This window comes from Salininema proteolyticum (assembly GCF_042685645.1).
GTDB classification, from domain to species: domain Bacteria; phylum Actinomycetota; class Actinomycetes; order Mycobacteriales; family Micromonosporaceae; genus Salininema; species Salininema proteolyticum.
The window spans coordinates 4,046,951-4,071,003 of sequence record NZ_JBHUNX010000001.1 but is presented as its reverse complement, the minus strand read 5'-3'; the positions used below and the strand labels follow the sequence as shown (position 1 = coordinate 4,071,003).

At 67.2% G+C, this 24,053-nt stretch carries 23 protein-coding genes; 12 read left to right on the top strand and 11 right to left on the bottom strand.

Going from position 1 to position 24,053, the window contains the following annotated elements:
- Positions 1–47 precede the first annotated feature (47 nt).
- Entirely contained in the window at positions 48–980 is a 933-nt protein-coding gene (locus ACFTE1_RS18750) for an EamA family transporter (protein ID WP_380623544.1), read from the bottom strand.
- A 71-nt stretch (positions 981–1,051) separates the two neighbouring features.
- Here ACFTE1_RS18750 and ACFTE1_RS18745 point away from each other — a divergent pair, with 71 nt between their 5' ends.
- Positions 1,052–1,960, top strand: coding sequence for a LysR family transcriptional regulator (locus ACFTE1_RS18745; protein ID WP_380623546.1), 909 nt, complete (start codon positions 1,052–1,054; stop codon positions 1,958–1,960).
- A 33-nt stretch (positions 1,961–1,993) separates the two neighbouring features.
- On the opposite strand, the gene ACFTE1_RS18740 is transcribed toward ACFTE1_RS18745, so the two are convergent.
- Positions 1,994–2,764, bottom strand: coding sequence for an aminotransferase class IV (locus tag ACFTE1_RS18740; RefSeq protein ID WP_380623548.1), 771 nt, complete (start codon positions 2,762–2,764; stop codon positions 1,994–1,996).
- Positions 2,765–3,010: 246 nt separating this feature from the next.
- Between ACFTE1_RS18740 and ACFTE1_RS18735 the strand changes: the two genes are divergently transcribed.
- Both ACFTE1_RS18735 and ACFTE1_RS18730 read left to right on the top strand, forming a co-directional pair.
- Positions 3,011–3,802, top strand: coding sequence for an alpha/beta fold hydrolase (locus ACFTE1_RS18735; RefSeq protein WP_380623550.1), 792 nt, complete (start codon positions 3,011–3,013; stop codon positions 3,800–3,802).
- A 100-nt stretch (positions 3,803–3,902) separates the two neighbouring features.
- Positions 3,903–4,679, top strand: coding sequence for a DUF4097 family beta strand repeat-containing protein (locus ACFTE1_RS18730; RefSeq protein WP_380623552.1), 777 nt, complete (start codon positions 3,903–3,905; stop codon positions 4,677–4,679).
- Positions 4,680–4,689: 10 nt separating this feature from the next.
- Here ACFTE1_RS18730 and ACFTE1_RS18725 read toward each other — a convergent pair whose 3' ends face one another.
- Positions 4,690–7,806, bottom strand: a complete 3,117-nt coding sequence (locus ACFTE1_RS18725; RefSeq protein WP_380623554.1) for a BTAD domain-containing putative transcriptional regulator — start codon at positions 7,804–7,806, stop codon at positions 4,690–4,692.
- Between the two features lie 462 nt (positions 7,807–8,268).
- On the opposite strand from ACFTE1_RS18725, the gene argG reads away from it, so the two are divergent.
- From argG to ACFTE1_RS18705, 4 genes are all read left to right on the top strand, one after another.
- The gene (gene argG / locus ACFTE1_RS18720; RefSeq protein WP_380623557.1) at positions 8,269–9,711 is read left to right on the top strand and encodes an argininosuccinate synthase; all 1,443 of its coding nucleotides are present in this window, start codon (positions 8,269–8,271) and stop codon (positions 9,709–9,711) included.
- 554 nt (positions 9,712–10,265) lie between these two features.
- Positions 10,266–10,865: a hypothetical protein gene (locus tag ACFTE1_RS18715; RefSeq protein ID WP_380623559.1), complete on the top strand. Its 600-nt coding sequence runs from the start codon at positions 10,266–10,268 to the stop codon at positions 10,863–10,865.
- A gap of 94 nt (positions 10,866–10,959) precedes the next feature.
- Positions 10,960–11,385: a hypothetical protein gene (locus ACFTE1_RS18710; protein ID WP_380623561.1), complete on the top strand. Its 426-nt coding sequence runs from the start codon at positions 10,960–10,962 to the stop codon at positions 11,383–11,385.
- Between the two features lie 404 nt (positions 11,386–11,789).
- Positions 11,790–13,016, top strand: coding sequence for an LPXTG cell wall anchor domain-containing protein (locus tag ACFTE1_RS18705; protein ID WP_380623563.1), 1,227 nt, complete (start codon positions 11,790–11,792; stop codon positions 13,014–13,016).
- A 250-nt stretch (positions 13,017–13,266) separates the two neighbouring features.
- Here the strand turns inward: ACFTE1_RS18705 and ACFTE1_RS18700 are convergent, their stop codons facing one another.
- A complete protein-coding gene (locus tag ACFTE1_RS18700) occupies positions 13,267–13,908 on the bottom strand; it encodes a hypothetical protein (protein WP_380623565.1) in 642 nt (213 codons plus the stop codon).
- A 483-nt stretch (positions 13,909–14,391) separates the two neighbouring features.
- Positions 14,392–14,883: a hypothetical protein gene (locus ACFTE1_RS18695; RefSeq protein ID WP_380623567.1), complete on the bottom strand. Its 492-nt coding sequence runs from the start codon at positions 14,881–14,883 to the stop codon at positions 14,392–14,394.
- Between the two features lie 85 nt (positions 14,884–14,968).
- Between ACFTE1_RS18695 and ACFTE1_RS18690 the strand changes: the two genes are divergently transcribed.
- Both ACFTE1_RS18690 and ACFTE1_RS18685 read left to right on the top strand, forming a co-directional pair.
- A complete protein-coding gene (locus ACFTE1_RS18690) occupies positions 14,969–15,574 on the top strand; it encodes a TetR/AcrR family transcriptional regulator (protein ID WP_380623569.1) in 606 nt (201 codons plus the stop codon).
- Between the two features lie 286 nt (positions 15,575–15,860).
- The gene (locus ACFTE1_RS18685) at positions 15,861–16,361 is read left to right on the top strand and encodes a hypothetical protein (RefSeq protein ID WP_380623571.1); all 501 of its coding nucleotides are present in this window, start codon (positions 15,861–15,863) and stop codon (positions 16,359–16,361) included.
- Between the two features lie 160 nt (positions 16,362–16,521).
- On the opposite strand, the gene ACFTE1_RS18680 is transcribed toward ACFTE1_RS18685, so the two are convergent.
- Positions 16,522–17,799, bottom strand: coding sequence for a helix-turn-helix transcriptional regulator (locus tag ACFTE1_RS18680; RefSeq protein WP_380623573.1), 1,278 nt, complete (start codon positions 17,797–17,799; stop codon positions 16,522–16,524).
- Positions 17,800–17,957: 158 nt separating this feature from the next.
- On the opposite strand from ACFTE1_RS18680, the gene ACFTE1_RS18675 reads away from it, so the two are divergent.
- Positions 17,958–18,863, top strand: a complete 906-nt coding sequence (locus ACFTE1_RS18675) for an NADP-dependent oxidoreductase (protein WP_380623575.1) — start codon at positions 17,958–17,960, stop codon at positions 18,861–18,863.
- Between the two features lie 458 nt (positions 18,864–19,321).
- Here the strand turns inward: ACFTE1_RS18675 and ACFTE1_RS18670 are convergent, their stop codons facing one another.
- The 4 genes from ACFTE1_RS18670 to ACFTE1_RS18655 all read right to left on the bottom strand — a co-directional run bounded on the left by ACFTE1_RS18670 (position 19,322) and on the right by ACFTE1_RS18655 (position 22,159).
- On the bottom strand, positions 19,322–19,978 hold the full coding sequence (locus ACFTE1_RS18670) for a GOLPH3/VPS74 family protein (RefSeq protein WP_380623577.1): 657 nt from the start codon (positions 19,976–19,978) through the stop codon (positions 19,322–19,324).
- Positions 19,979–20,219: 241 nt separating this feature from the next.
- Positions 20,220–20,552, bottom strand: a complete 333-nt coding sequence (locus ACFTE1_RS18665; RefSeq protein WP_380623579.1) for a hypothetical protein — start codon at positions 20,550–20,552, stop codon at positions 20,220–20,222.
- 176 nt (positions 20,553–20,728) lie between these two features.
- Positions 20,729–21,277, bottom strand: coding sequence for a hypothetical protein (locus ACFTE1_RS18660; protein ID WP_380623581.1), 549 nt, complete (start codon positions 21,275–21,277; stop codon positions 20,729–20,731).
- Between the two features lie 471 nt (positions 21,278–21,748).
- A complete protein-coding gene (locus ACFTE1_RS18655; RefSeq protein ID WP_380623583.1) occupies positions 21,749–22,159 on the bottom strand; it encodes a RidA family protein in 411 nt (136 codons plus the stop codon).
- 81 nt (positions 22,160–22,240) lie between these two features.
- Here ACFTE1_RS18655 and ACFTE1_RS18650 point away from each other — a divergent pair, with 81 nt between their 5' ends.
- Positions 22,241–22,606, top strand: coding sequence for a winged helix-turn-helix transcriptional regulator (locus ACFTE1_RS18650; protein ID WP_380623585.1), 366 nt, complete (start codon positions 22,241–22,243; stop codon positions 22,604–22,606).
- 48 nt (positions 22,607–22,654) lie between these two features.
- On the top strand, positions 22,655–23,245 hold the full coding sequence (locus ACFTE1_RS18645) for a DinB family protein (protein ID WP_380623587.1): 591 nt from the start codon (positions 22,655–22,657) through the stop codon (positions 23,243–23,245).
- Between the two features lie 169 nt (positions 23,246–23,414).
- Here ACFTE1_RS18645 and ACFTE1_RS18640 read toward each other — a convergent pair whose 3' ends face one another.
- Positions 23,415–24,032, bottom strand: a complete 618-nt coding sequence (locus tag ACFTE1_RS18640) for a LysE family translocator (RefSeq protein ID WP_380623589.1) — start codon at positions 24,030–24,032, stop codon at positions 23,415–23,417.
- Positions 24,033–24,053: the final 21 nt, after the last annotated feature.

Sequence of the window (24,053 nt, the reverse complement as noted above, 5' to 3'; positions counted from 1 at the left end):
ACGGGTCTTCAGCGTCAGGGGATCCGAGGGCCCGTGCCGGGCGGAGGCTAGTCGCCGACCGGCACCGCCTTCTTGTCCTCTGGAAGCGGTTCCGGATCGGCGGGTCGCGGTGTCGCTCGGCGCCGCATGCTGCCGTAGAGCACTCCGCCGACGATGAAGACGCCGCCGACGATCTCGGGGACGGTCACCGTCTCGCGGAGGATCACCCACGCGGCCGTCATGCCCACGACCGGCACCAGCATGGAGAAGGGGGCGACCACGCCGGCCGGGTGCCGGGCCATGAGCCACGTCCAGACCCCCGAGCCAACGACCGTGCCGATGACGACCGTGTAGGCCAGCCCCACGAGCGCGGCGACGGCCCCGGGCTCGCCGAAGTCGGTCAGCGAGGTGGCGATTCGCGCGGGACCTTCGGCGATGAGCGCCAAGGCGAGCATGGGGATCGGCGGGACGACCGTCATCCACAGCGTCAGGTGCAGGGGGTTCTCCGGCCTGGCCTGGCGGTTGCTGATATTGCCGATCGCCCAGCCGAAGGCTCCGGCCAGGGTCAGCAGGAACGGGAGGACGCTGGCGTTCTCCGCGCGGGACCAGCCGACGAGGGCCAGACCGCCGACGGCGACGAGGATTCCCGCCATCTGGCGGCCGCTCACCCTCTCCCGTAGGAAGGTCGCGCCGAGGAGCACCGTGAACGGGCCCGAGGCCTGCAGGACCAGTGAGGCCAGACCGGCGGGCATGCCGGCGGACATGCCCCAGTACAGGAAGAGGAACTGCAGGGTGCCGAATCCCAGTCCGTAGCCGATCAGCCAGCGCGTGGGCACGTTCGGTCGCGGGACCAGGAGGATCGTCGGAACGGCGATGAGCGCGAACCGCAACGCCACCAGGAATATCGGGGGGAAGTGCTGCAGGGAGGCGTCGATGGCGATGAAGTTCAGGCCCCACATGAGGGCCACGGACATGGCTAGGAGAACGTGACGGAACGGCATGTCCCCATGCTGAGCGCTCCCATACTTAAGCACAAACGAAATTTACTACAACTACTTTGTAGTATTGCTACATGGACGTCCATCACCTCGAGCTCCTCCGCGAGTTCGCCCTGCGCGGGAGCGTCACTGCCGTGGCCGAGGCCACTTACCGAACGCCTTCGGCCGTCTCCCAGCAGTTGAAGGCCGCGCAGCGCGAGTTCGGGATGGCCCTGGTCGAGCCCGACGGCCGCGGGCTGCGGCTGACCGAGGCCGGCCGCGTCCTCGCCGAGGGCGGGGCGTCGGTCGCCGCCGCCGTGGAACGCGTGCGGGCGCAATGGGACTCCTTCCGGGGCGAGCCTTCGGGAACGGTCACCGTCGCGTCCCTGCCCAGCGCCGCGACCTTCCTGATGGCCCCGGCCCTGCGCGATTTGGAGGACACGTCGATCACGGTGTGCTGCAGCGACTTCGACATAGCCGAGGCCGAGTTCGCCGGGCTCGCGGCGGACAGCGACATCGTCATCGCGCACAGCTTCACCAGCGTCCGCCCCGCCGGAGCCGAGGGGCTGACCGTCGTTCCCCTGGTGAGAGAGCCCCTGGACATAGCCATGGCCGCCGAGCATCCCCTCGCCGCGCAGGACTCCGTCAGCCCCGGGGACCTGGTCGACTCCGACTGGATCGGTGTTCCGCTGGGGTTCCCGTTCGACACCGTGCGGCAGGCGGTCGAACGCGTGACCGGCGCCGAGCTGCGGGTGGTCCAGCGTCTCAGGGACAACCGGCTGATCGAGTCCCTGATCGCCGGAAGCCGCCGCATCGCGGTGCTGCCCAGGTTCACCACTCCCGTGGACGGGGGAGTGGTGCTGCGGGAGTTGGCGGAGATCCCGTCGCGGCGCCATATCTCCGCCGTGATGCGCCCCGACAAGGCCGAGCGCTTGGCGGTGCGGCGAGTCCTAGAGGCCGTTCAGCGGGCGGCGGCCGAAGTTGAACGCCCCGCGCGGGGGTAGGCGAGACGCTGAGCCGCACGGCCACCCGGGGATTCAGACGGCCTCGATATCCTCCCAGTCCCTGCTCTCCAGAGCGCCGTTCACCAGCTCCATCAGTCCCTCGTCCACCGGAAGTGGGCGCCCGTCCAACCCTTCTACCGCCGAGATCCCCAGCGAGTTGCAGGCGAACATGCCGTGGAAGGAGCGGATCTCACCGAGCCCGACCGGCCTGCGGGTCTGGGGAACGCCCTTGCCCTCCAGGCCTTCCCGGATGAGGGCCATCGTGATGCCCGGAAGCTGGGGAGCCTCGGGCCAGACCACGGCCGCGCCGTCCCAGAAGCCCACGTTCGCGATCGCGGTCTCGCTGACGAGGCCCTTCTCCGTCGCGAAGAGGGCGTCGTTGAAGCCTTCCGCCCGGGCCTTCCTGCCGTAGTAGGTCTGCGCGAAGGTGCCCGTGTGTTTGACGTGGGGAGCGGGGCGCACATGGGCGACGGTCATAAGCCGCAGCGGACCTCCCGCCTCCGCCGGCTCGTCGGCGCTGGCCCACACCACCAGGTCGGGATTCCCGCCGAAGACGGTCACCCGTATCGACGCGTCCCGCCGCCCGGCCAGGGCTCCAACCACCGCGTTCCGGACGCCCTCCTCGGGAACGGACCGGCCGAACAGCTCCTCGGAGGACACGGCCAACCGCTCCAAGTGCTTCGCGAACCCGCGGGCTCGGCCTCCCCTCACCTGCATCGAGGTGAAGTGCCCGAAGTTCCCCAGGGCCAGGCCCTCCAGGTCCTCTGGCGAAGCGGTCCGCCATCCCGACTGCGCGGTGGTCATGTCGTGCACCCCTGTCTCACTCGATCCTCTCGGCAGTCTCGCACGGTCCCCGACGGCGCCCGCGACGCCCTCCCTTTCAGCCGCCCACTCGCCGGAGATTCCCGCTGACCTGCTGTTTTCAGAAGGACCGTCACCGTGACAGGAACCGTGACAGCGCGGGGAAAGCCCGGTGAAAGGGCCTCGGGAGACCGTGGTGTCAACACGGAAACAGCCGCGAAGGCCACCCGCCGACACAGGAGGAACACCATGACCCGCCACCTCAGGATCCCCGTCGCCGACACCGTCCTGGACGCCGAGGACACCGGCGGACCCGGACGCCCCGTCATCTACCTGAACGGCGCCTACGCCGGCCGCCGCCACTGGCGTCCCGTCACCGCCGAGCTCGGCACCGAGTTCCGCCACATCACCTACGACGCACGGGCTCGCGGCAAGTCGGAGCGGTCGGAGGACTACTCCTTCGAAGCGATGCTCACCGACATCGACGCCGTCCTCGAGGCCACCGGAGTAGAGCGGCCGCTGCTCGTCGGCTGGTCCTACGGCGCGACGCTGGCGGCCTACTGGGCCGAGCGGAACCCGGGGCGCGCCGCCGGAGTGGTGTGCGTGGACGGGGCCATGCCGTTCGGCCTGACCGGCGAGGAGGGCCGCGAGCGCATCCGCAAGACCTTCCACGGGATGCGGTGGCTGCTGCCGCTGGTCCGGCCTCTGGGCCTGGCCGCCAAGATGACCGCCGCGCAACACGCCGACGTCAACATCGACGTCAACGAGAAGGGCGCCGCGATCGCCCCCGTCCTCGAACGCGTCACCTGCCCGCTGCGGTTCGTCCTCGCCACGGGCGGCAACCTCGGCGGCGGCGAAGAGGAGATGGAGGCGGGGCGCGCCTCGCTCGAACCGGTCCTCGCACAGAACCCGAACCTCGCCGTCTCGGCGAAGGTCCCCAGTAACCACTCCCAGATCCTGCGCAGGGACTTCCGCGCCATCGCCGACGCCGTCCGCGAGGTGGCCGGGGCCGACGCCCGGAGGAACCCGTCCGGCCGCTGACGCGACCGACACGAACCAGAAGACCCACGCCGCGTGTCCCACCGCGAGGGACTCGCGACCAACCGACCACCCGCACAGACCGAAAAAGGAAGACACCGCCATGCAGACTTTCTACACTCCCGCCCCGATCTCCGCGACCGTCGACATCGTCCTCGGCGACGTCCACTTCATAGCCGGCGACCGCGACGAGACGGTCGTCGAGGTCCACCCGGTCGACCCGTCCCGCGAACTGGACGTCGAGGCCGCCGAGAAGGTGGATGTCGACTTCTCCGGCGGCGTCCTCACCGTCGAGCACCCCAAGCTCCGCACCATGTTCGCCAAGAAGTTCGGTGCGGTGAGGGTGCGGGTGGAACTGCCGACCGGATCGGACGTCCGGGCCGGCACGGCGCAGGGCGAGCTCCTCTCCCAAGGCCGGGTCGGGGCATGCCGGCTCAAGACCGCGATCGGCGACATCCGGGTCGGACGGGCCTCGACCGCGGGATTGAGGACCTCCGGCGGCAGGGTCGTCCTCGACCACGCCACCGACCGGACCGACGTCACCGGCAACGGGGACGTCCGCATCCGTCGAGTCGACGGCGACGCCGCGGTCAAGAGCCTCGGCGGCGACATCGCCGTCGGCGAGATCGGCACCGGCACGGTCGACCTGAACGCCGTCGTCGGCGCAGTAGAGGTCGGCGTCCCCGAAGGCACCGCCGTCCGGCTGGACGCCAAGTCCTCGACCGGCCGAGTCCGCAACGGACTGGAGACCGTCGGAGCCCCCGAACCCGCCGACCGCACCGTATCGGTCCGCGCCCGCTGCAACGGCGGCGACATCACCGTCCACCGCTCGGCCCGCCACACGGAACAGCACGGGACCCCGGTCCGGAACCGGGTTTGAGCGGCCCGCCTCAGCCGCCTAGCGCGGCCTCGGCCAGCTCCCGCCAGTCCCGCTCCCGCCCATCGCGAACCGCCTCGGCGAACACGGCTTCGCCGAGGCGGCTCCGCGTCCCGTCCAAGATCCGGCCGGCGTCGGGCCGCGAGCGGTCCGGCATGCCCCGCACGCCGTCGCTCGCTGCGACCAGGCGCACGGCCATCTCGTCGTTCCCCCGCCGCACGGCGAGGTCCGCGATCCCGACCATCGCCTCGGCGATCATCGGACGGTAACCCAGATCCGCGGCTATCCGGAACGCCTCGGCCCGGTGGGCGCGCGCCTGGTCGAGATCCTCGGCGAGATAGCCGCGCAGATTCTCGGCAACGGAGTGGACGCCCGTCAGCCCTCCTCCCGGCCTCGTCGGAATCTCCGTCAACTGATCGCGTGCCCGGTCCGGTTCCCCACGCAGGTACGCCAGGTGCGCGTTCGCGAGCGCCAGCTCGGCCAGCGTGTCCGGCCAGGCGATCCCGTCGGCGTACCGTCGCGCCCGGTCCATGGCGGCAGTGCTGGAGCGTTCGTCGCCGAGCAGCCAGTACAGCTGGGCCTGACGGGCCAGCAGACCGACGACCTCCTCGGTGGCACCGACCTCCGTCAGCGCCGCGACGGCCTCCCCGTTGTGGTCGCACGCGCTCGCGAAGTCGCCGCGTGCGGCGATCCTGTCGGCCAGAAGAGCCAGGGCCGACGCGGTGCCCCACCGGTCGCCCAGCGCGCGGAACCCGGCGAGCGACTCCCGAATGTCACTGTCTACATCGGTCTCGTCTGCGGCCAGGGCGAGGCGCATCCGGGCGCGGGTCAGCCGGGCCTGCGCGCGCACCCAGGGGTCGTCGTCGACGATGAGCGGTTCGAACGCGGGCAGGAAGTTCTCCGGCTCTCGCAGCATCCGTTCCAGGAGTGCGGAGAAGCCGATCAGCGGGTGGCGGCGCTCGCTGAGGCGCGCGTAGCGGTGCGCCTCCTCGATCCACTCCCGCGCCTGGTACTGGTCGCCGTCGTATCCGGACGACAGGAACGTCGTCACGATGCCGTAGGCCAGGGCCCGCACGTCGTCGGGCACCTCTCCGGGCAGGGAGGCCGCCGCGACGGCCAGCTCGGTGCCCTCGCCCCGGTGCCCGCTCAGGAACCAGTACCAGCCGGCGGCCGCGGCCAGGCGCATCGCCCCGTGGGCCTCGCCCCGGGCGATCGCCGCGCGCAGGGCCGCGCTCATGTTGTCGTGTTCGACCTCCAGCGCGGCCAGCCATTCCAGCTGTTCGGCGCGGCGCAGGTGCGGGTCGGCGGCCTCGGCCAGGTCGGTGGCGAACTCCAAGTGCGCCCGCCGGGCCTCCTCGGCCTCTCCGGACTCGTCCAGGCGCTGTGCCGCGTACTCTCCGATGGTGTTGAGCATCCGGTAGCGCGGCGCGCCTTCGCCCTGTGTGCGGAGCAGCGACTTCTCGGCCAAGGAGGTCAGGAGGTCGAGGGCGTACTCGCCGTCCGGGCACACCCGTTCGGCCGCTTCCAGGCTCACCCCGCCGGTGAACACCGAGAGGCGCCGCAGCAGGGCGCGTTCGGCCTCGCTCAGGAGGTCCCAGCTCCAGTCCACCACCGCGCGCAGCGTCCGGTGGTGGGGGAGGGCCGTGCGGCTGCCGCCGGTCAGCAGGCGGAACCGGTCGTCGAGCCGGTCCGCCAGCTGCTCGACCGACATGGTGCGCAGTCGGGCCGCGGCGAGTTCGATGGCCAGCGGCATTCCGTCAAGTGCGCGGCAGATCCGCTCCATCGCCGACCGGGTCCGCTCGTCGGTTCCGATGTTCCTGCGCACCGCCTCGGCGCGGTCGCGCAGCAGGCGCACGGCGGGCGAGTCGGAGGGATCGTCGCGCTCACCGGGCAGTGCGAGCGGCTCGATCTGCCACAGCGTCTCGCCGGTGATGCCGAGCGGTTCCCTGCTGGTGGCGATGATCCGCAGTCTCCGGCACTCTCCCAGCAGACGGTCGGCGAACTCGGCGGCGGCCTCGATCACGTGCTCGCAGTTGTCCAGGACCAGGACCATCACGCGGTCCCGCACGGCCGCGACGAGCCGGTCCGCCGCGTCCCCGCCGGACTCGGCGCCCTGCAGCGACTGGTCGCGCAGGCCGATCGCCGTCAGGGTCGCCTGCGCCAGATCGCCGCCCTTCGTGAGCGGGGCGAGTTCCACCAGCCACGCCCCGTCGGGGAGATCGCCCAGCATCGCCCGCGCGGTCTCCACGGCCGTTCGCGTCTTGCCGGATCCACCCGCCCCCGTCAGGGTGACCAGGCGGTGCCTCGCGGCCAGATCGGCGAGCTCCGCGACGTCGTCCTCCTTGCCCACGAAGGTGGTCAGCTCGGCTCGCAGGTTCGTCCTGCGGTTCTCCGGCGGTCCGCCGACCTCGCCGCGCAGCAAGGCGGTGTGCAGGGCCGACAGGTCGGCCGAGGGGTCGGTGCCCAGTTCGTCGGCCAGCCGCTCGGACAACTGGCGGTAGACCGTCAGGGCCTCGGCGCCCCGGCCCGACTCGGCGAGGGCGCGCATCAGCGCCGCTACGAAGCCCTCCCGCAGCGGATACTTCGCGACCAGGTCGGTCAGTTCCGGGATGAGGTCCGCGCCCCGGCCGAGGCGGACTTCGGCGTCCACGCGGTCCCCGAGCACGGCGAGGTACCGCTCGCCCAGCCCCGCGACGGCGGCGTCGAACGCCCTGCTGCCCAGCAGGGAGACGCCTTCCAAGGGGGCCCCGCGCCACAGGTCCAGCGCCGCTCGCAGGAGGTCCGCCCGCTCCGCCCCCTCGGCGCTGCGGGCCCGGGTGACGAGGTCTTCGAAGCGGCCCACGTCCACCGTCTCGGGCCCGGCCGTCAGCCGGTAGCCGCCGGACTTCGCCTCGACAGCGTCGTCCGGCAGGGCTTTGCGCAGCCTGGACACCAGGACCTGCAGGGCGTTCACCGCGTCCGCCGGCGGGTCCTCGCCCCAGACCCAGTCGACCAGCCGCTCTCGCGGGACGACGCGGCCGGGTTCCAGGGCGAGCGCCGCCAGGAGTGCGCGCAACCTGTCGCCGGGGACCTTGACGGGGGTTCCGTCGTCGGCCTGGACTTCGAATGAGCCGAGCAATCCTATTCGCACACTTGCAATCTAGTCGGTCCTACTCGGTAGGGGCAAGGCGGTGGAAGGAGCGGTGAACCGCGTCGGCGCGGCTCACCGCCCTGGCCTCAGCGGGGAGGGCACCGATCCGGCGCGGCGGCCCTCCGCCCGACCCCTCAAGTCCATTCGGGGAAGCCCGCCAGGCCGAGAATCGCCCGTCCCACCGGCCTCCTCCGCGCCGGTATGCGGTGAGACCTGGGAATGTCCGGATAGCGGGACGGTCCGGTCAGCCGGAGGAGGAAAGCGGGGAGCCTATCTGTCGCTCCATCGTTCCAACCGGTGGGACAGGGGAAGAATAGGGTTCTGACCAGTGAATCTTGATGCCGTCCATGCCGCGACGGTGGCCACGCGGATGGCCGTCGCCCGGCGCCGCCACAGAAATGTGAGCCATGACTCAGGAATCATGTATTGCATAATAATTCTGACAAGCGCATACTAATACTCATGTCGAAAGTTCTCTCCGCTCTGCCAGTCGGTGAACGCGTCGGAATCGCCTTCTCCGGCGGTCTCGATACCTCGGTGGCGGTCGCCTGGATGCGCGAAAAGGGCGCCGTTCCCTGTGCCTACACCGCCGACATCGGCCAGTACGACGAACCTGACATCGCCTCGGTGCCCGGCCGCGGCGCCGACTACGGCGCCGAGATCGCCCGTCTGGTCGACTGCAAGGAAGCCCTCGTCGAAGAAGGCCTCGCGGCCATCGCCTGCGGCGCCTTCCACACCCGCTCCGGCGGGCGCACCTACTTCAACACCACCCCGATCGGACGGGTCGTCACCGGCACGCTCCTCGTGCGCGCCATGATGGAGGACGACGTCCAGATCTGGGGTGACGGCTCCACTTACAAGGGCAACGACATCGAGCGGTTCTACCGCTACGGACTGCTGGCCAACCCCCAGCTGCGGATCTACAAGCCGTGGCTGGACCCGGCCTTCGTCTCCGAGCTCGGCGGCCGCGCCGAGATGTCCGAATGGCTCACCGAGCGCGGACTCCCCTACCGCGACAGCAAGGAGAAGGCCTACTCCACCGACGCCAACATCTGGGGCGCCACCCACGAGGCCAAGGCCCTGGAACACCTCGACGTCGGCATCGAGCAGGTCGACCCGATCATGGGCGTGCGGTTCTGGGACCCCGAGGTCGAGATTCCCTCCGAAGACGTCACCATCGACTTCGAACAAGGACGTCCCGTGGCCATCAACGGCAAGGAGTTCGGCTCCGCCGTGGACCTCGTCCTGGAGGCCAACGCCATCGGCGGCCGCCACGGACTGGGCATGTCCGACCAGATCGAGAACCGCATCATCGAGGCCAAGAGCCGCGGCATCTACGAGGCCCCGGGCATGGCGCTGCTGCACCACGCCTACGAGCGGCTCGTCAACGCCATCCACAACGAGGACACCGTCGCCCAGTACCACAACGAGGGCCGCCGCCTGGGCCGCCTGCTCTACGAGGGCCGGTGGCTCGACCCACAGTCGCTGATGATCCGCGAATCCCTGCAGCGCTGGGTCGGCGCCGCCGTCACCGGCTCCGTCACCCTGCGGTTGAGGAGGGGTGAGGACTACTCGATCCTCGACACCTCGGGGCCGGCCTTCAGCTACCACCCGGACAAGCTGTCCATGGAGCGGACAGAGGACTCCGCCTTCGGACCGCTCGACCGCATCGGCCAGCTGACCATGCGCAACCTCGACATCTCCGACTCGCGCTCGCGGCTGGAGCAGTACGCCGAAATCGGCCTCGTCGGCCAGACGAAGCGGATCGGCGCGGCCCAGGCCGCGTCGACCGGTTTGATCGGCGCGATGGACTCGGGCGGAGCGGTCGCCATCGCCTCTCGCGGCGAGGCTCCCGGCCAGGAGGAGTTCCTCGACGCCGCGGCCATGGAGTCGGGCAACGACTGAACAAACGTCTGGACCAGTCCCAACGGCGGCCCGCCCGGCATCGTGAATGCCGGGCGGGCCGCCGTCTGCGTGCCCGGCGGAATTTTCGGCGGCAAGGTCGCCGTGGAATCTCCTGAGCTCCACGAGAACGGGGTCCCCGAGCTCAGCCCGGATTCATGAGGACGCGTGCCCTGAAGGTTCTCGAAGTGACGCCCGAAGTGGAGGCCCCGTGCCCCTGCCGGGCACCGCCTCCACGGCTGAAACAGGTTCATAGGCTGGAAATCGGCCTTCGGAACATGCGCGAACTCGGTGGGTCCTGTCGCGGACGTGTGCGGCCTGAAATCCAAAGAGCGAGAGGGAATCGGCGATGGCGGTGAGTCGTGCGGCCGGGTTGACGTCGCATCTGTGCCGACCGATCGGCCAGTGGTGAAACTAACTCAGTATGTAGATCATTGATCTCGCGATGATCACGGCACCTACGATGTTCCGGGTTGTGAAACAACCTTAAGAGATGGACACTGCGTTGCACCGCACTGCCCATCCCCGAAACCACTGCCTCCAATGATGAGAAAGGCATGACAGTGGAAGCGAACATCGTATCGCGCACGTCCCCCGCCGTGCGCTGGATAGTGCTATCAATCACCGCTCTGTTCGGTGCATCTCTCGCCGCCGGCCTGATCGGTGCCCCTGCTCAGGCCGGCGAGCTGGAATCCGAGTACACGAACGAGGAGGTGGACCTTCTCGCCGAGTACCTCGAGTTCCTCCACGAGCCGGGAGTTATCGGCGAGAACGGCGAGCTCAACCGGGACGCCATCGTTGACCGCTATGGCCAACAGGTCGCCGACGACATGGAGGCCGGGATCGCCTCGGCCGAAGATCTGGGCCGTGAGGCCGAGGAGCCGATCGATTCGGAGCAACCGGTTCTGCGCGGTTGGAAGGCCTACGGTCTCTGCCTGCTGGGCGGTGTGATCGGCGGTCCGGTCGACAAGCTCGTCAAGGTGTGGAAGTCCGTCGAGACGGATGCCAAGAAGAAGAAGTGGAAGTCCGTGGCGTCGAAGATCGCCAAGGAGGCTTCCAAGCGCGGGCTGAAGGTCCTCGTCAAAGGCGGAGTCGCCGGCTTGGCGGCGACACTGGCCATTTACGGGGTCAAGTGCACGCCCACCATCTTCGCCTGATCGGCCAATAGGTCAGTGAACAGCGACCTTCGAGGCGGCCGTATCGGCCGCCTCGAAGGAACTCCCCGAACTTCTATTTTCCCGAGGATGGACCATGACCGATCGGACTCGCCCATCGACATCGCCGGCAAGCTGGGCCATGGCAGTCGGGTCCACGGTCGTCGCTTCGATGACCGTATCCGCCCAGATGCTCTTCGACGCCGCCGTATGGACGCAGATCGTACTACTGGCAGTGGGCCTTGCTGCGGCTTTCTGCTGGCACGCAGCGAGCCGACGCGTCGGCCGGGATCCGAGTAGTCCGTCATTGACCGCGAAGGTCATCACCCGGTTCGCGGACACCGCTGTCGGTTCCGTGATCGCCGCGTTCGGACTCGGAATCGCCTATGGCATCGAATCAACCGGGTTCGGCGTCAGGGTTCTGCTCACCGTATGGTTCGTCGGGTGGATCGCCGGCGCTCAGCTCGCGTACCTCGGAATACGGCACCGGACTCAGATCCAGAATCCCGCCGGGCAGCGGTAACGGCAGTCGCGGCCATGTCACCGGAGGAACGTTCTTCGGTGCCCCTCCGCTGTCCAGCCGTCTCGACAAGGGGATGGCGCGTCGCGCTGGCCGTCGTCATTCGGAGCTCGTTACCTGATGTCTGCGCCGTTTTTCGCGACCTCGGTTTGAACAGCATCGGCGTCAAGTCGCGCCGCGAGTTCTCGGGTATTCACGAGAACTCGCGGCGGTGTTCATCGCGTAGAGGAATGTTCTCTGCCGTCCGGCAGGGGTTTCCGACTGGTAGGTCACTGTGGGATCTCGACTTCGACACGAAACGGGATTTCCGCAACCGGTGCGCTCACGGGGGCGTGTTTCCAGCGTAGTACACGAAAAGGGCGCCTTTCCCTGAAGGCTCCCGCAGATACCCCAGAATTGGAACCCCATTGTCTCTTAGAAATTCCACCCTTATCCGGAGCGGTGCCGCCTGCGGTGCGGCCCTTCTCGCCCTCAGCACCGCGGCCCCGGCCTTCGCCCAGGACTCCGGCGAGGTCGACAATGACCTCCCCGAACGCGTCCTCGAGTTCTCCGACCTCGAAGGCGCCCTTCAGGAGACCTCCGACCCCGCCTTCTTCGGCGACGGCCAGGAAGTCTCGGTGAGCGACTACTTCCTCGGCGAGGACCACGGTTTCGAGTTCGAGCTGGACGCCGAGGGAATCGTCTCCCTGGAGGCCGGCGCGGCGGCCGACTGCGGCGTCGAAGGCGCCATGATCTCCTGCACCGGCATCGTCGACGGACCCGACTTCCTCCTCAACGCCGGTGAGGACGCCGAGCCCGGCGCCACCGTCGGATACACGTTCTCCGTCGAGGCCGACGGCGAGGAGGTCGCCGTTCAGACCGGCACCATCACCGTCGAGTCCAAGGACGGGGAAGAGCTTCCCGACCCCGAACTGCCCGACCCCGAGGAGGGCGAGGACGGTGAAGAGGACGACGAGCTCAACCGGCCCTACCTCTTCGGCTACCTCGACCACGAGTTGACGAACGCCAACCCGGGCGAGACGGTCACCGCCGGCCCCCAGGTCCGCGTCTACGAGGAGAACACCTCGTTCGACGACCGCGCCGGCACGATCGTGCACTTCTCCAACTCGATCGACCTCGACGAGTACGTCCTGGGCGAGAACTACTGGGACGAGGCCCTGACCGGCAACGTGGAGGTCGCGGCGGACTACGACAACTGCCGGACCACCGATTACGGCGCCGCCTGCGTCATCACGGACTTCGACCCCGAGGTCGGCAAGACTTACGCCCCCTCCGAGTCGACCCCGGTCCAGTACAACGTGCTGAACGCCGTCGGCGACAACGAGATCGCCGCCTACGTCGCCTACGACTTCAGCGAGTCCGACCTGGAGGGTCTGACCGAGTACGTCGACCTCGAGGGCGGCAACCAGTTCCAGCTCACCGAGGTCGCCGAGGACGAGCAGATCTCCGACGACTACTTCTTCACCTCCGAGGGCTGGATCTACTTCTCCGGCGACGTGAAGGACATCGCCGAGAAGCTGCCGACCACCGGTAACGACCAGACCTGGATCATCGTCTCGGCCTCGGCCGCGCTGATCGTCGGAGTGGGCGCCGTTTGGATGGCCCGCCGCCGGAAGGTCGCCGCCGAGCACTAAGGCGTATTGAGCGCCAGAGCGCAGGGGTTCTCAGAACCCCGGTGAAAACGCGAGACCGCGGGGCATGGGAGGTTGACTCCCATGCCCCGCGGTTTTGTCGTTTCCGGTGTGAACCGGCATTCGACGGTCTCAGCCTCCGGCGCCACCGGCTTTCACCCATGATCGAGGCGGCCGTTCTTGCGCCAGCTCCGCCCGACGTCCGTGCATTCGTCAGGTACTCGCGCACGTCACCGTTTTCGGAGCTTCCTCGTCATCCACCCGCTTCGTCACGGTACTCGGGGAACACCAGTGCACGGGGCCGATTGAACCACAGGATCATCCAGGCGAACAGCGGATACAGAAGGCAAGCGGCGATGCCGACGGCGATCGTGGGATAGACCCACCAGTCCGGCATGCCCAAGGTGCCACCCAGGTACGCCATCCCGAAGAGCATTCCACCGACGGGGAGGAGGGCCGCCACGCGCCCCAGACGTCTGTCGTCCCGGGCATCCGTGGTGAACAGGGCCCGATGTCTCATGGCCGGCCTGTGTGCGAACACGCCAGCTCTCCATCGCCGGACCTTTGCCGCCAGCCAACCGGCGGCAGTTCCACACATCAAGAGGGCGTAGACGACATGGATTGTGGTTTCACCTCCCCAGTAGCCGTCTTCCGCGGCGAGAAGTACGACTCCGGCGGCGAAAATCAGGATGCCGAGACCTCCGGAGAATAGCCCGGCCTTCCGGGCTTCGCGGATCTGCTCGGCTGTTTCCGCCTTGGGCCACGGCCATAGGGGTGACTCTCCCTTCGACCCGCGTATGGTCACGAAGGCCAAGAGGGCGAGGCCGGAGCCGATGACGAGTATGCCGACAAGGGTGCCGTCGCCGACAGAATTGGGGGCTGCTACGGGGTTCATGGGGAGTCTAACGTTCTGCGGCCGAGCCGGAAGAAAGCGTTTCACATGCCGACAATCGCCATCTGCCCCAATAGGTGAGGTAGTTGATCAGCCATAAAGGAACTATCGGCCAGGGCAGTGTTCCCACGGGCGTATGCGAGGACGGCGGTACGTTCTGTCCGATTTCTCGGCGCATCTTGAAACTCCGTCTCTCCGTACTGGCTGAATGGGATGAGAGGTGCTGACCTGGCGATGCGCGATCGAGCGTGTCGATACGCCGTGGTTGCGAAGTAGAGCCGGGTTCTATTGAATTCCCGTCAATAGTCGTTCTAGCCCGGCGTCGATGAGCATTCCGGGGCACACCGAGCAGGGGTGGGGGAGGACAGCCCAGTGCTTTGGGCATTGGTGCGTCGGTCGGCCGACGGTGTGCCGTCCTGACATTCGGGGATCGGTTTCCGTCGGCCGTTGCCTGTTCGGAGGTTCAGCGGCGGCGAAGGTCGTGGCTCACCGCCGGGCCGCCTTCCCGGAGCGGAGTTTCTCGTAGGTGTCGCGCAGTAGACCCGGTGCGAGACTGCGGTGGACCGGAGAAAGCCTGGTCCAGGTGCGCTCGCCTTTCGGCGTCAGGTAGCGCATGAAGACCGCCAGGGACGCCTCTTGGTCGTTGACGTGGAAGATCATCTGGTCCTCGAGTATCGGGCCGGACGCCTCGAGGCGGATCCATTCGTCCGTCTTCTCGGCGATGCGGGCGCCGGAGACGTGGTCGGGAGAGGCCCTCCAGTGGAGGCGCAGTTTGAGCTGGACGCGGAAGATGAAGGCCGCTTGCCAGCTGGGCCGGTCGCCGAAGGCGGCGCGCGCCCACTGCTCGGCGGTCCACCGTGAGGTGCCGTCGGCGGTGAGGGTGAACGCGTCGGCGTAGTCGAATTCGTCCCAGCTGCTGATGGAGAGGATCTCGTTCGGAATTTCGTGTCGTTGTCGAACGGGCAGGTCGGTTTCCATGTGCTCTCGTCCTTTCGGAGGGGCGCCGTCGGCGGCGCCTGACCCGAACATAACATACGTACACGACTGTATGTAAGATAGAGGCATGACCGAGACGAGGGAGCCCGTCCGCCGCACTCAGGCAGAGCGGCGACGGCGGACGCGGTACGCATTGTTGGAGGCGGCCGCCAGGCTTTTGTCGGCCGATGGGTATCCCAACCTGCGGCTGGCCGAGGTGGCGGCGAATGCCGGAGTGACGCGCGGAGCGCTCTATCACCAGTTCGACGGCAAGGAGGACCTCGCGCTGGCGGTGGTGGAGTGGGTGAACGAGACGTGGACGGCGGAAGTCGCGGTCCCGGCCGCTGAAGAGACGGGTCCCGTCGCGTGGATGGAGGCGTTGGCCAGGGGGCATGCCGTCTACTGTCGAAGAGATGTCGCCGGGGTGATGATGACTCTGCGGGTGGAGTTCCTGGGGAAGGACAGCCCGGTCGGGCGCAGGATCACCGAACTGGTCGGAGACCTGATTTCGCAAACCGCCGACCGTATCGACGAGGGGCGGAAGGCCGGTGTGATTCCACCGGGACCGCCTGCGGCGGAGGTGGCCGAGGCGTTCTTCGGTGCTCTCGAAGGCGCCATGATCCCTCTGGCGGGAAAGGCTCCGCATGACGAGACGGTCGCGGTGAGGATCGTCCGGGGGCTGCTGGGAGTGTAGGCGATTGCGTCTGCCGTGGACACGGGTTCGGCGAGCTTTTCCGAGCCGTTCCAAGACGAATCCCTCTGTACGGGCGAACCTTTGTGCGTGCGGCGCTGCATGTCCCGCCTCGAACGGGTTCGTGGAGGCAGTACTCCTGTCACATGCGGAGCCCGTGACCGACGGCCGACCTGCCTGCGGATTCGAGATCGAGTGTCGGGCCGAAGTTCGCCGCAGGGCATTCCAGGGGCCATTGTGAATCGTGTGCATGAGATCGCCATGGAACATACTTGCTAACATGGCCCTCATGTTCGAAAGCAAAACCCTTCGCGGCGTCGCCGCCGCAGCCATCGCAGTCGCCGGACTGGCGTTCACCCCGACGACCGCCCATGCCGGCACCTACCCCTATGCCGGACTCGACGAATGCATGAGCGACAGGGGATTCCCCGCGCCTGGAGCCGAGGGCAACGGGACCATTTTCATCAGAGGCGTGGCCGTCCACTACACCGCCTCCCGCGAGGTCAAACGCGAAGAAGGCGTGGTCACGACCGAGTTCGAGCTGACCACCAGCCTCACTGACGGCGAAGCCCGCCACGTTAATTTTCCGGTGGACGCCTTCATCGGATGGTACGACGGGGAGAGCAACCACAAGCTCGGTTGGCAAGGAGCCGAGCAGACTTACTGGGTCGAGGGAGATCTCGAACCCGGCGGGTACATCGTCCAGAAAGAGCGCATCGACATGCCGATCGACGCCTACGACAGCCTTCCCACCCCCAACCTCTGCCTCCGCGAAGCGCAGTGGGGCTGAATAGACTCGTCTAGAACGTCCGGCCCGGCCGAGAGGCCGGGCCTGACGTTTGCCAAGGCACTCTTCGGCTCTCGACCACGGCGTCTTCGCCGATTCCCGCTTTCCGGTGTCTGACTCCCAGTCCGAAGCGAATATGGCCGCCCACCGAGCCGCCTTTGATCTACGCCGCCGCTCTGCTCGGCCTCTCCAGGTGGTCCCTCGCGAGCGCGGCGGCCTGTCCGCGCGAGGAGACCTCCAGCTTCGCCAGGATGTTCCGGACGTGGAACTTGACGGTGTGCTCGCTGAGGTTCAGCCGTCGGGCGATCTCCCGGTTGCGCAGGCCCTCGGAGATTCCGGTGAGCACCTCGATCTCGCGCGCGTGCAGGTCCTCGACGGGCCCGACGGCCGGCGGCTCGCCCATGTCCAGCGGCAGGATCGCGGTGACCGTCGTGCCCCAGCCCGGCACCGAGTCCACCTCTATCTCGCCTCCGATGGCGGACACTCGCTCGTCCGACTTCTCGACGGTCCTCGGGTCTCCCACCGCGTCGGGGGCGTCGTCGCGGACGGTGACCTGGAGAGCCTTGTCCTTCAGCCTCCAGGCGGCGCGAACTCGGGTCGTGTCGGCGCGGTCGAGAGAGGCCAGCACGAACCGGTGGGTGAAGGATCGGGCCACGTGGGCGAGGTCGCGGGGGAGCAGCCGGACGTCGTCGGGGCCGGACAGGTCGAGTGCCGTGTCGCCGTGGCGGGCCATGGGCGCCAGTTGGTCGGCGAGGACCGCGAAGGCGTCGTCGGCGGCCTCGGCCGTCAGCTCGTCGTCTCGCTCGGAAGACTTGCGCAGGTCGAGCAAGGCGTTCGTGGCCAGGTTCTCCGCGTCGCGTCGGGCGGTGCCGTCGGGGAGTCGGCGGGAGCGCAGTACCGCCAGCATGGCCGACAGGGTCGTGGCGTGGGTCTGTTCCATGTCCGCGATGGCACGTGAGCGGGCGGCCGCGATTGCCAGGTTGCTCGGAATGTGGTCGGCCGGAACGGCGTCGGCCATGCGGGCCGTGGCGGTGCCGACGACGTTCCACAGCCGTGCCGTCAGCGCCAAGTCCGATTCGGTCGGGTCCTTCGCGCCGGCGGTGACGAGTACCAGTTGCGCCCCTGTCTCAGCGGATTCGGTGAGGACGATGCGCCTGGTCTCGCCGCCGATGACGTCTTCGCGAACGATGGCGGCGCCCGGCACGGCCAGCTCGGAGAGGTGGGACAGCTCAACGCTGGTCACCGGACCGGTGATCGCGGCCTCGCCGCTGAGTTTGACGGGTTCGCGCGGGCAGTCGGGGGTGCGCATGATCGCGGCCCGGTGGGGGACGAGGTCGGCGACCACTTGGGAGAAGGTGGTGAGTTGGCTGGGGAGTGAGGCCGCCAGGATCTGGTCGACCGCGTCGAGCGCCCAGAGAAGGTCGGTCCGGTCTCGGTTCATGTCAGTAACGGTACGCCGGTGGAGTTCCGAGCGCACTCGCCTTTGGGATGGCCAAGACTGCTCGTTCGGTCAGGGCGGTTCCGTTCGGACGCGCTGAGAATGGATGACATGGCCCGCTACGGCGGGAATTGCCAACGAGATCCACGAGGAGATGCGAGATGCGTGCAGTCCAGTTCAATGAGTTCGGTTCGGCCGACGTGCTGCGGGTGAACGAGATCGACAAGCCGGAGCCGGGGCCCGGTCAGGTGCGGGTCGCGGTCCGTTCGGCGAGCGTCAATCCTGCCGACTGGAAGATCCGCTACGGGTATATGGAGGAGGTCTTCCCCGTCGAGTTCCCGCATATTCCCGGTCTCGACCTGGCCGGTGTCGTGGACGCCGTCGGCGAGGGGGCCGATTTCGCCGTCGGGGACGAGGTCTTCGGCTGGGGCGACTCGGGATCATATGCTGACTATGCGCTGGCGAGTGCGCTGGCCCTGAAGCCGGAGGGGTTGTCCTGGGCGGATGCCGCGGCTCTGCCGGTCGGCGGGGAGACCGCTCTGCGGGTACTGGGACAGCTTGACGTCTCCGCCGGGGAGACCGTACTCATCCACGGCGCGAGCGGGGCGGTCGGAAGTCTGGCGGTTCAACTGGCGGTCGCGCGCGGTGCCACTGTCATCGGTACGAACAGCGAGGCGAACGACGACTATGTCAGGTCACTCGGGGCGGTTCCGGTCCGTTACGGGGACGGATTGGTCGACCGTGTCCGCTCCGCCGCGCCACAGGGAGTCGACGCGGTCTTCGACGCCGCCGGTTTCGGAGTGCTCTCCGATGCGGTGGAGTTGCGCGGCGGTACCGACCGAATCGTCACCGTCGCCGATCCCAGTGCGTTCGAGCGCGGTATCGCCTTCAGCGGCGAGATGAATCGGAGTCCGCAACTACTGGCCGAGCTGGCGGACCATGTCGTGGCCGGGAAGCTGCGGATCACGCACTCGGAGAGCTACCCGTTGGAGAAGGCGGCCGAAGCGCACCGGTTCAGCGAGACTGGGCACAGCAGGGGCAAGATCATCCTTGAGGTGAGCAGCTGAGCGCTACGCGGTTCGCGGGGCTGATACGGCTCCGCGAACCTCCGGCGAGGCATTGATGGGCGAATCGCTTGTGCCCGAGGGCGATCGCGGATGGGAGTCCATGCGGTGGCCCGTACAGTGGAGGCGTGACTTCCGGTGCGAACCTCACGGCTACTTCGAACTCCGAATCGATCCAACACCGTGCGGACTCAGATCTCGAAGGGCCGTATACGATTCACAGGGAGCGCCCGGTGCGTAGAAGCGGAGTTCTTCGACTGTTAATCGGGTTGTCGCGGGTTCGAATCCCGCACCGCCGTCGGCGGTTAGCTCAGGGGTAGAGCGCCTATAGGGCCGCTTCGCCATGATCTCGGGCGCTCCTCAACGCACTGGCGACTGCCGGCTCGGCGCGAACTCGTCAGAGAGACACCTCCATAGCAAATGTCTATGGCAAGTGGAAGGCCGGCAGGTCTCCTATCATGTCAGGCGCCCGTGGCGCCCAAAGCGGCAGACGTAAAGGCCGCCTTCAACTCCGACAGCAGCTTCGACATCGCCGGACTGATCCTCGCGTCCGTGCGGATCTCCTCCGCGCGGATCTTCAATACCCTCTTCTTCGCCGACGGGAAGAGCTTGGGCAGGACGGCGATCGTGTTCATTGTGGCCGTCAGGGCCGCTGTCCGCTCGTCAGGAACGTCGCCCTCCAGCAGGCAGCGTCTCAACGCCTCGACCACCGGCGTCTCAAAGTCGTTGGCACCCGGAGTGTAGGTCGTGGCGGTGAAGATCTTCAGGACTTTGCGGCGGTTCTCTGTGAGTGCGTTCTGCTCCTTCAGCCGTTCGTACAGGGTCTCTCTGTAGGTCTTCGTGTCGTTCCACCTCGACCCGGCCGGAATCTTGCGCATGGCGACCCCTGCCGGGCAGTTGTCCACTCGGTCGACGGCCGCCTTCAGCATTGGGTCGGCCGGCTCTACGGACGTCCTGGCGAGCACGCTCGGCGACCCGGAGAGCTTTACGGCGCCCTGGGCGATCAGTTCGGCGACGAAGGCTGCCTCCAGCGCGAAGTCAACGCGGGTGGACTCCACCAGCGGCTTCCCCGTTTCGTCGTCGAGGAGCAGGAGAAGTGCGGCTTCGGGGAGGATCATGGGCGCCCTTTCTGGGTCTGGTGTTGGTTTCAGCGCTTTACACCGAACCAGAAGGCACTTCTTCTTTGCCCTTGTCCCTCAGGAGATGAGGCGTTCACAACCTCTCGGGGTCATATAGCTGGGTCTCGGGAGGCTCGAGCAGAGCCTCCCTCTGAGAGAGGACGACACTGCCGTGTTCGCTGATCTCTTCCCTGGTGATTCGGGTGTCGCAGGGAATTCGGATTCGTTGCCATGTCGTCGCTTACTCCCAAACCTCGCTCTGCGGCGGATTGCCGTCCCACTGAAAGATCCATTCGATCGTCGCCTCGTCCGGAAGTCCTTCGCGTCCGTCGGTGATCTCCCGCATCCGGGTTTCCGCCTCTGCCAGGCTGATCGGGTCGTAGAGGTTCTCGTTCTCCGGTTTCGCCATCCACCGGCCGATGCCCACGGGGTCGTATACCCATCCTTGCTGACGACGGCTCCACAGCATCGCTCCCAGCCCTTCCTGTGAGAGCACCATGACCGACGCGGGAGTCCGTTCCGATTGGCGCGGTGACAGCCTCGGGTTGAAGTACCTCAGGTAGTAGGCGAACATCCGTCTCCTTCGCATGCCAGGTCAGCGCCCGGACATCGCTCCTATCTGAATCGCATAGGTTGAGTGTGCCACTCGCAGTCATCCTTTGGGCGCTGTCGTACCCTGTTCAGCGTACTGGCCTGCGCCGGTGCGGCCGTTCTATGCAGGAGGGACTGGCCATGGCGTTGTGACGCCCGTTAGCAGGCGGTGCCCGTGCCGGCTGCTTGGCGTGTGGCGATGGTGCCCCTATCCCATGTCGGGGCCATCCCCGGCTCTCGGAAGTCCATGTCGGGCTTCAATGCTGCTTGTCCGGATCCGATGCCCATGTAGGTGAACAGTTGGCAGTGTTCGGTGTCTTTCATCGTCATCCGTACCGTGCCGGTGACGCCCTCCTCGGCCGGGAAAACGTCTATGACTCCGAATTCCGAGGTGATGCCGACATCGCGCTGATCGCAGTCCCCGTCTTCATCGCAGAGCTCGATAGTGCCGCTGAGCATGAAGACGGCGCCATTGCTGAAAAGGGACACGACCGCGTCGCCGTCGATGGAGTCCTCGTCGAGTTCCCAGCTCGACGAGGCGATGTAGCAGTCGCAGTCTTCGGAGTACGAGTAGACGGCGTCTTCGATCTGTATGGCGTCGTCGGGCCAATCAGTATTGGTCGGTATTTCTGCCCAAGAGAACAGCAGGAGGATTATCGCCATGGTGGTGGCCGCTCCGATGCCTTTGCTGGAAAATGGGGATCGCATGTGGCCTTCCTGGGCTAGGAGTTTGCGCCGAGCATACCGAGGGTTCAGTGTCGTAGTGAAGCGGGTGGTCTCCTTCCCGACTCCGTTCCAGGATTCTTTCCGGCAAGTCGTTCAAGGCCAGGGGAATTTATGTTCTTCACCGCGACTCTGGTCAGCCGTGCGGTGGACGGTGGGCGAGACCCCGGCGGAGCGCTGGCGTTCGGGGTGCGCCAAGGAACCGGGTGAATTCGATGACTTCTGGCTTGTGGGAAGATGCCCTCTGTAGGCGGTCATTGCCGACCACCGGGACCGAACAATCCGATCTGGACTTGATCGCAAGGTCTGAAGAATGCAACAGGCGGTGCGGATTGCCTCTTCTGCGCCGCCTGCAACACTTCCTATGAGCTGAGCTGAGCTGAGCTGAGCTGAGCTGAGCTGAGCTGAGCTGAGCTGAGCTGAGCTGAGCTGAGCTCAGCAGTAACTTGAACCGCCTCAGTCAAGGACGGCGTACGCTTCCACTTCGACGAGTACGTCCGGCTCGAAGAGGTAGTCGACACCGATGGCCGACAACGGCGGCAACGGCCGCGGAATCCCCAGCTCCTCCGTCACCCGGTCGATTCCGGCCATGAACTCCTCGTACATCTCCGGCTGCCAACCGGTCACGTAGAACCTCAGCCGCACGACGTCGGCGAAACCGGCCCCGGCCCAGGCGAGGCCGCGAGCGGTATTGCGCAACGCCTGCGCCATCTGACCGGCCAGATCGCCCGTGGCGACTTTATTTCCCTCGCCGTCGCGGGCGATCTGCCCTGCGACGTGCACATGCCTCGTACCGGTGGCGACGGAGACGTGGTGGTAGGGAACGGGCTGGAACATGCCTTCGGGATTGAACGTTTCGACTGCCATGAGCGGTCCCTTCATTCGCGTTTCAACTGGTATCTGATTTATACCTAGTAACAGGAGGGAACTTCAACTAGACTAATTATCATGGCCGATACCTCCCAGAGTCCGCAGCTGACTCCCGAGCACCGCGAGCTGCTCGACCAGATCCTCGACAAGTGGTCCTTGCAGGTGCTCGACGAACTGTGCGGAAGATCGTTGCGCTTCAACGAACTGCGCCGAGCCATCCCGGTGGTGACACAGAAATCGCTCACGACGACGCTGCGGCGCCTGGAGCGCAACGGAATGGTCGATCGCGTAGTGGTCAGCACGCGTCCCGTCGCCGTCGAATACCGCATCTCGCCGCTCGGCAAGACCCTCCAGGACCTGATCGACGCGCTGTTGGCCTGGAGCACCGAGCGCCTCCCCGAGATCGACAGCGCGCGGGCCCGGTTCGACCGGGAACACGCCTGACGGCCTCTCGCGGGAACCGCTGTCGGACCCGACTGCGAAACTGGGTCGATGAGCGACAACGAAGTCAAGGCCCACCTGCTCCGCTACCTGCAGGCCGGGCACGACGCCCTGCTGTGGAAACTAGACGGACTGGGCGAGTACGACCTGCGCCGCCCCATGACGGACACCGCCACGAACCTGCTCGGCCTCGTCAAACACGTCGCCGCCACCGAGGCGGGCTACTTCGGCGAGGTCTTCGGGCGCCCCTTGACCGAACCCCTGCCGTGGACGTTCGACGAGGAGGACCCCAACGCGGACATGTGGGCCGAGGCCGACGAGTCCACTGAGTTGGTCAAGAGCGTCCTCCGCAGGGTCCAGGCTCACACCGCCACCGTGGTCGAGGAGCTCGATCTCGACACCGTCGGCCGAGTCCCCTGGTGGCCGGACGAGAGGGCCGACGTCACCCTGCACCAGATCCTCGTCCACATGATCGCGGAGGTCCACCGCCACGCCGGCCACGCGGACATCGTCCGCGAGAACATCGACGGGGCCGCGGGCATGCAGAAGGGCAACGACAACCTGCCGATGAACGAGCAGGAGGCCTGGGCCGAGCATCGGGCGAAGGTCGAGCGGGCGGCCAGGGAAGCCTCCGACCGCTGAACGAGAGCAAGAGGCCGCGAACGAACCGGCGGGGGTTGTGCTTCCGCCGGTCGCCAACGGGTGCGACGAAACTGATCGGCGCTCATCGACAATCGGCGAGCGCACATCACCCCGGCTTAAAGAGCTGACCGAATCCACGTGGCCTTCCCAGGCGCCGAAGCCGTCCGGGTCAGGCGATCAGCGGTTCGGCGATCAGCGCGACGCTGATGCCGATCATGGCCACGCCCGAAGCACGCGAGACGACCTTCGCCGTTGCGGGGCGTGTTGACAACACACGGCGAGCGCCCACGCCCACGGCCGCGTAGATCACGGCGCACGAGGCGATGTGGATGAGGCCGAGGAAGACGATCTGCACGCTGATCGGCCACGGTCCCGACGGATCCGTGAACTGCGGCAGGATCGCGAGGAACAGCAGGTACACCTTCGGGTTCAACCCACTCACGCCCATGCCCTTGAACGCCTGTCGCCAAGGGGACGACGCGTCGGGTTCTCCGCCGGCGCGGGGGACGGCGGGCTTCGCGAAGGTCGTGGCCCCCAGCCACAGGAGGTACGCCGCACCGGCGACGGTCAGCCAGGTGAGCGCATGGGGTGATTCCGCGACGAAGGCGCCCACTCCGGCGGCCACGACGAGTGTGGCGGCGAGGTGTCCGGTCAGCATGCCGCCGACCGAGGGGACGACCGACCGGTGGCGCAGCCCGGCGGTGATGGCATAGGCCCAGTCGGCTCCCGGGGTACAGACCAGGAGGAAGGAGGTGACCCAGAAGGCAACGGCGGCGGCGGAGTCCACGGCTGTCCCTTTCATATTCCA

Coding starts and splice junctions, on each gene's coding strand:
- ACFTE1_RS18750 (WP_380623544.1), bottom strand. CDS start 980: ATGCCGTTCCGTCACGTTCTCCTAGCCATGTCCGTGGCCCTCATGTGG.
- ACFTE1_RS18745 (WP_380623546.1), top strand. CDS start 1,052: ATGGACGTCCATCACCTCGAGCTCCTCCGCGAGTTCGCCCTGCGCGGG.
- ACFTE1_RS18740 (WP_380623548.1), bottom strand. CDS start 2,764: ATGACCACCGCGCAGTCGGGATGGCGGACCGCTTCGCCAGAGGACCTG.
- ACFTE1_RS18735 (WP_380623550.1), top strand. CDS start 3,011: ATGACCCGCCACCTCAGGATCCCCGTCGCCGACACCGTCCTGGACGCC.
- ACFTE1_RS18730 (WP_380623552.1), top strand. CDS start 3,903: ATGCAGACTTTCTACACTCCCGCCCCGATCTCCGCGACCGTCGACATC.
- argG (WP_380623557.1), top strand. CDS start 8,269: ATGTCGAAAGTTCTCTCCGCTCTGCCAGTCGGTGAACGCGTCGGAATC.
- ACFTE1_RS18715 (WP_380623559.1), top strand. CDS start 10,266: ATGACAGTGGAAGCGAACATCGTATCGCGCACGTCCCCCGCCGTGCGC.
- ACFTE1_RS18710 (WP_380623561.1), top strand. CDS start 10,960: ATGACCGATCGGACTCGCCCATCGACATCGCCGGCAAGCTGGGCCATG.
- ACFTE1_RS18700 (WP_380623565.1), bottom strand. CDS start 13,908: ATGAACCCCGTAGCAGCCCCCAATTCTGTCGGCGACGGCACCCTTGTC.
- ACFTE1_RS18695 (WP_380623567.1), bottom strand. CDS start 14,883: ATGGAAACCGACCTGCCCGTTCGACAACGACACGAAATTCCGAACGAG.
- ACFTE1_RS18690 (WP_380623569.1), top strand. CDS start 14,969: ATGACCGAGACGAGGGAGCCCGTCCGCCGCACTCAGGCAGAGCGGCGA.
- ACFTE1_RS18685 (WP_380623571.1), top strand. CDS start 15,861: ATGTTCGAAAGCAAAACCCTTCGCGGCGTCGCCGCCGCAGCCATCGCA.
- ACFTE1_RS18680 (WP_380623573.1), bottom strand. CDS start 17,799: ATGAACCGAGACCGGACCGACCTTCTCTGGGCGCTCGACGCGGTCGAC.
- ACFTE1_RS18675 (WP_380623575.1), top strand. CDS start 17,958: ATGCGTGCAGTCCAGTTCAATGAGTTCGGTTCGGCCGACGTGCTGCGG.
- ACFTE1_RS18670 (WP_380623577.1), bottom strand. CDS start 19,978: ATGATCCTCCCCGAAGCCGCACTTCTCCTGCTCCTCGACGACGAAACG.
- ACFTE1_RS18665 (WP_380623579.1), bottom strand. CDS start 20,552: ATGTTCGCCTACTACCTGAGGTACTTCAACCCGAGGCTGTCACCGCGC.
- ACFTE1_RS18660 (WP_380623581.1), bottom strand. CDS start 21,277: ATGCGATCCCCATTTTCCAGCAAAGGCATCGGAGCGGCCACCACCATG.
- ACFTE1_RS18655 (WP_380623583.1), bottom strand. CDS start 22,159: ATGGCAGTCGAAACGTTCAATCCCGAAGGCATGTTCCAGCCCGTTCCC.
- ACFTE1_RS18650 (WP_380623585.1), top strand. CDS start 22,241: ATGGCCGATACCTCCCAGAGTCCGCAGCTGACTCCCGAGCACCGCGAG.
- ACFTE1_RS18645 (WP_380623587.1), top strand. CDS start 22,655: ATGAGCGACAACGAAGTCAAGGCCCACCTGCTCCGCTACCTGCAGGCC.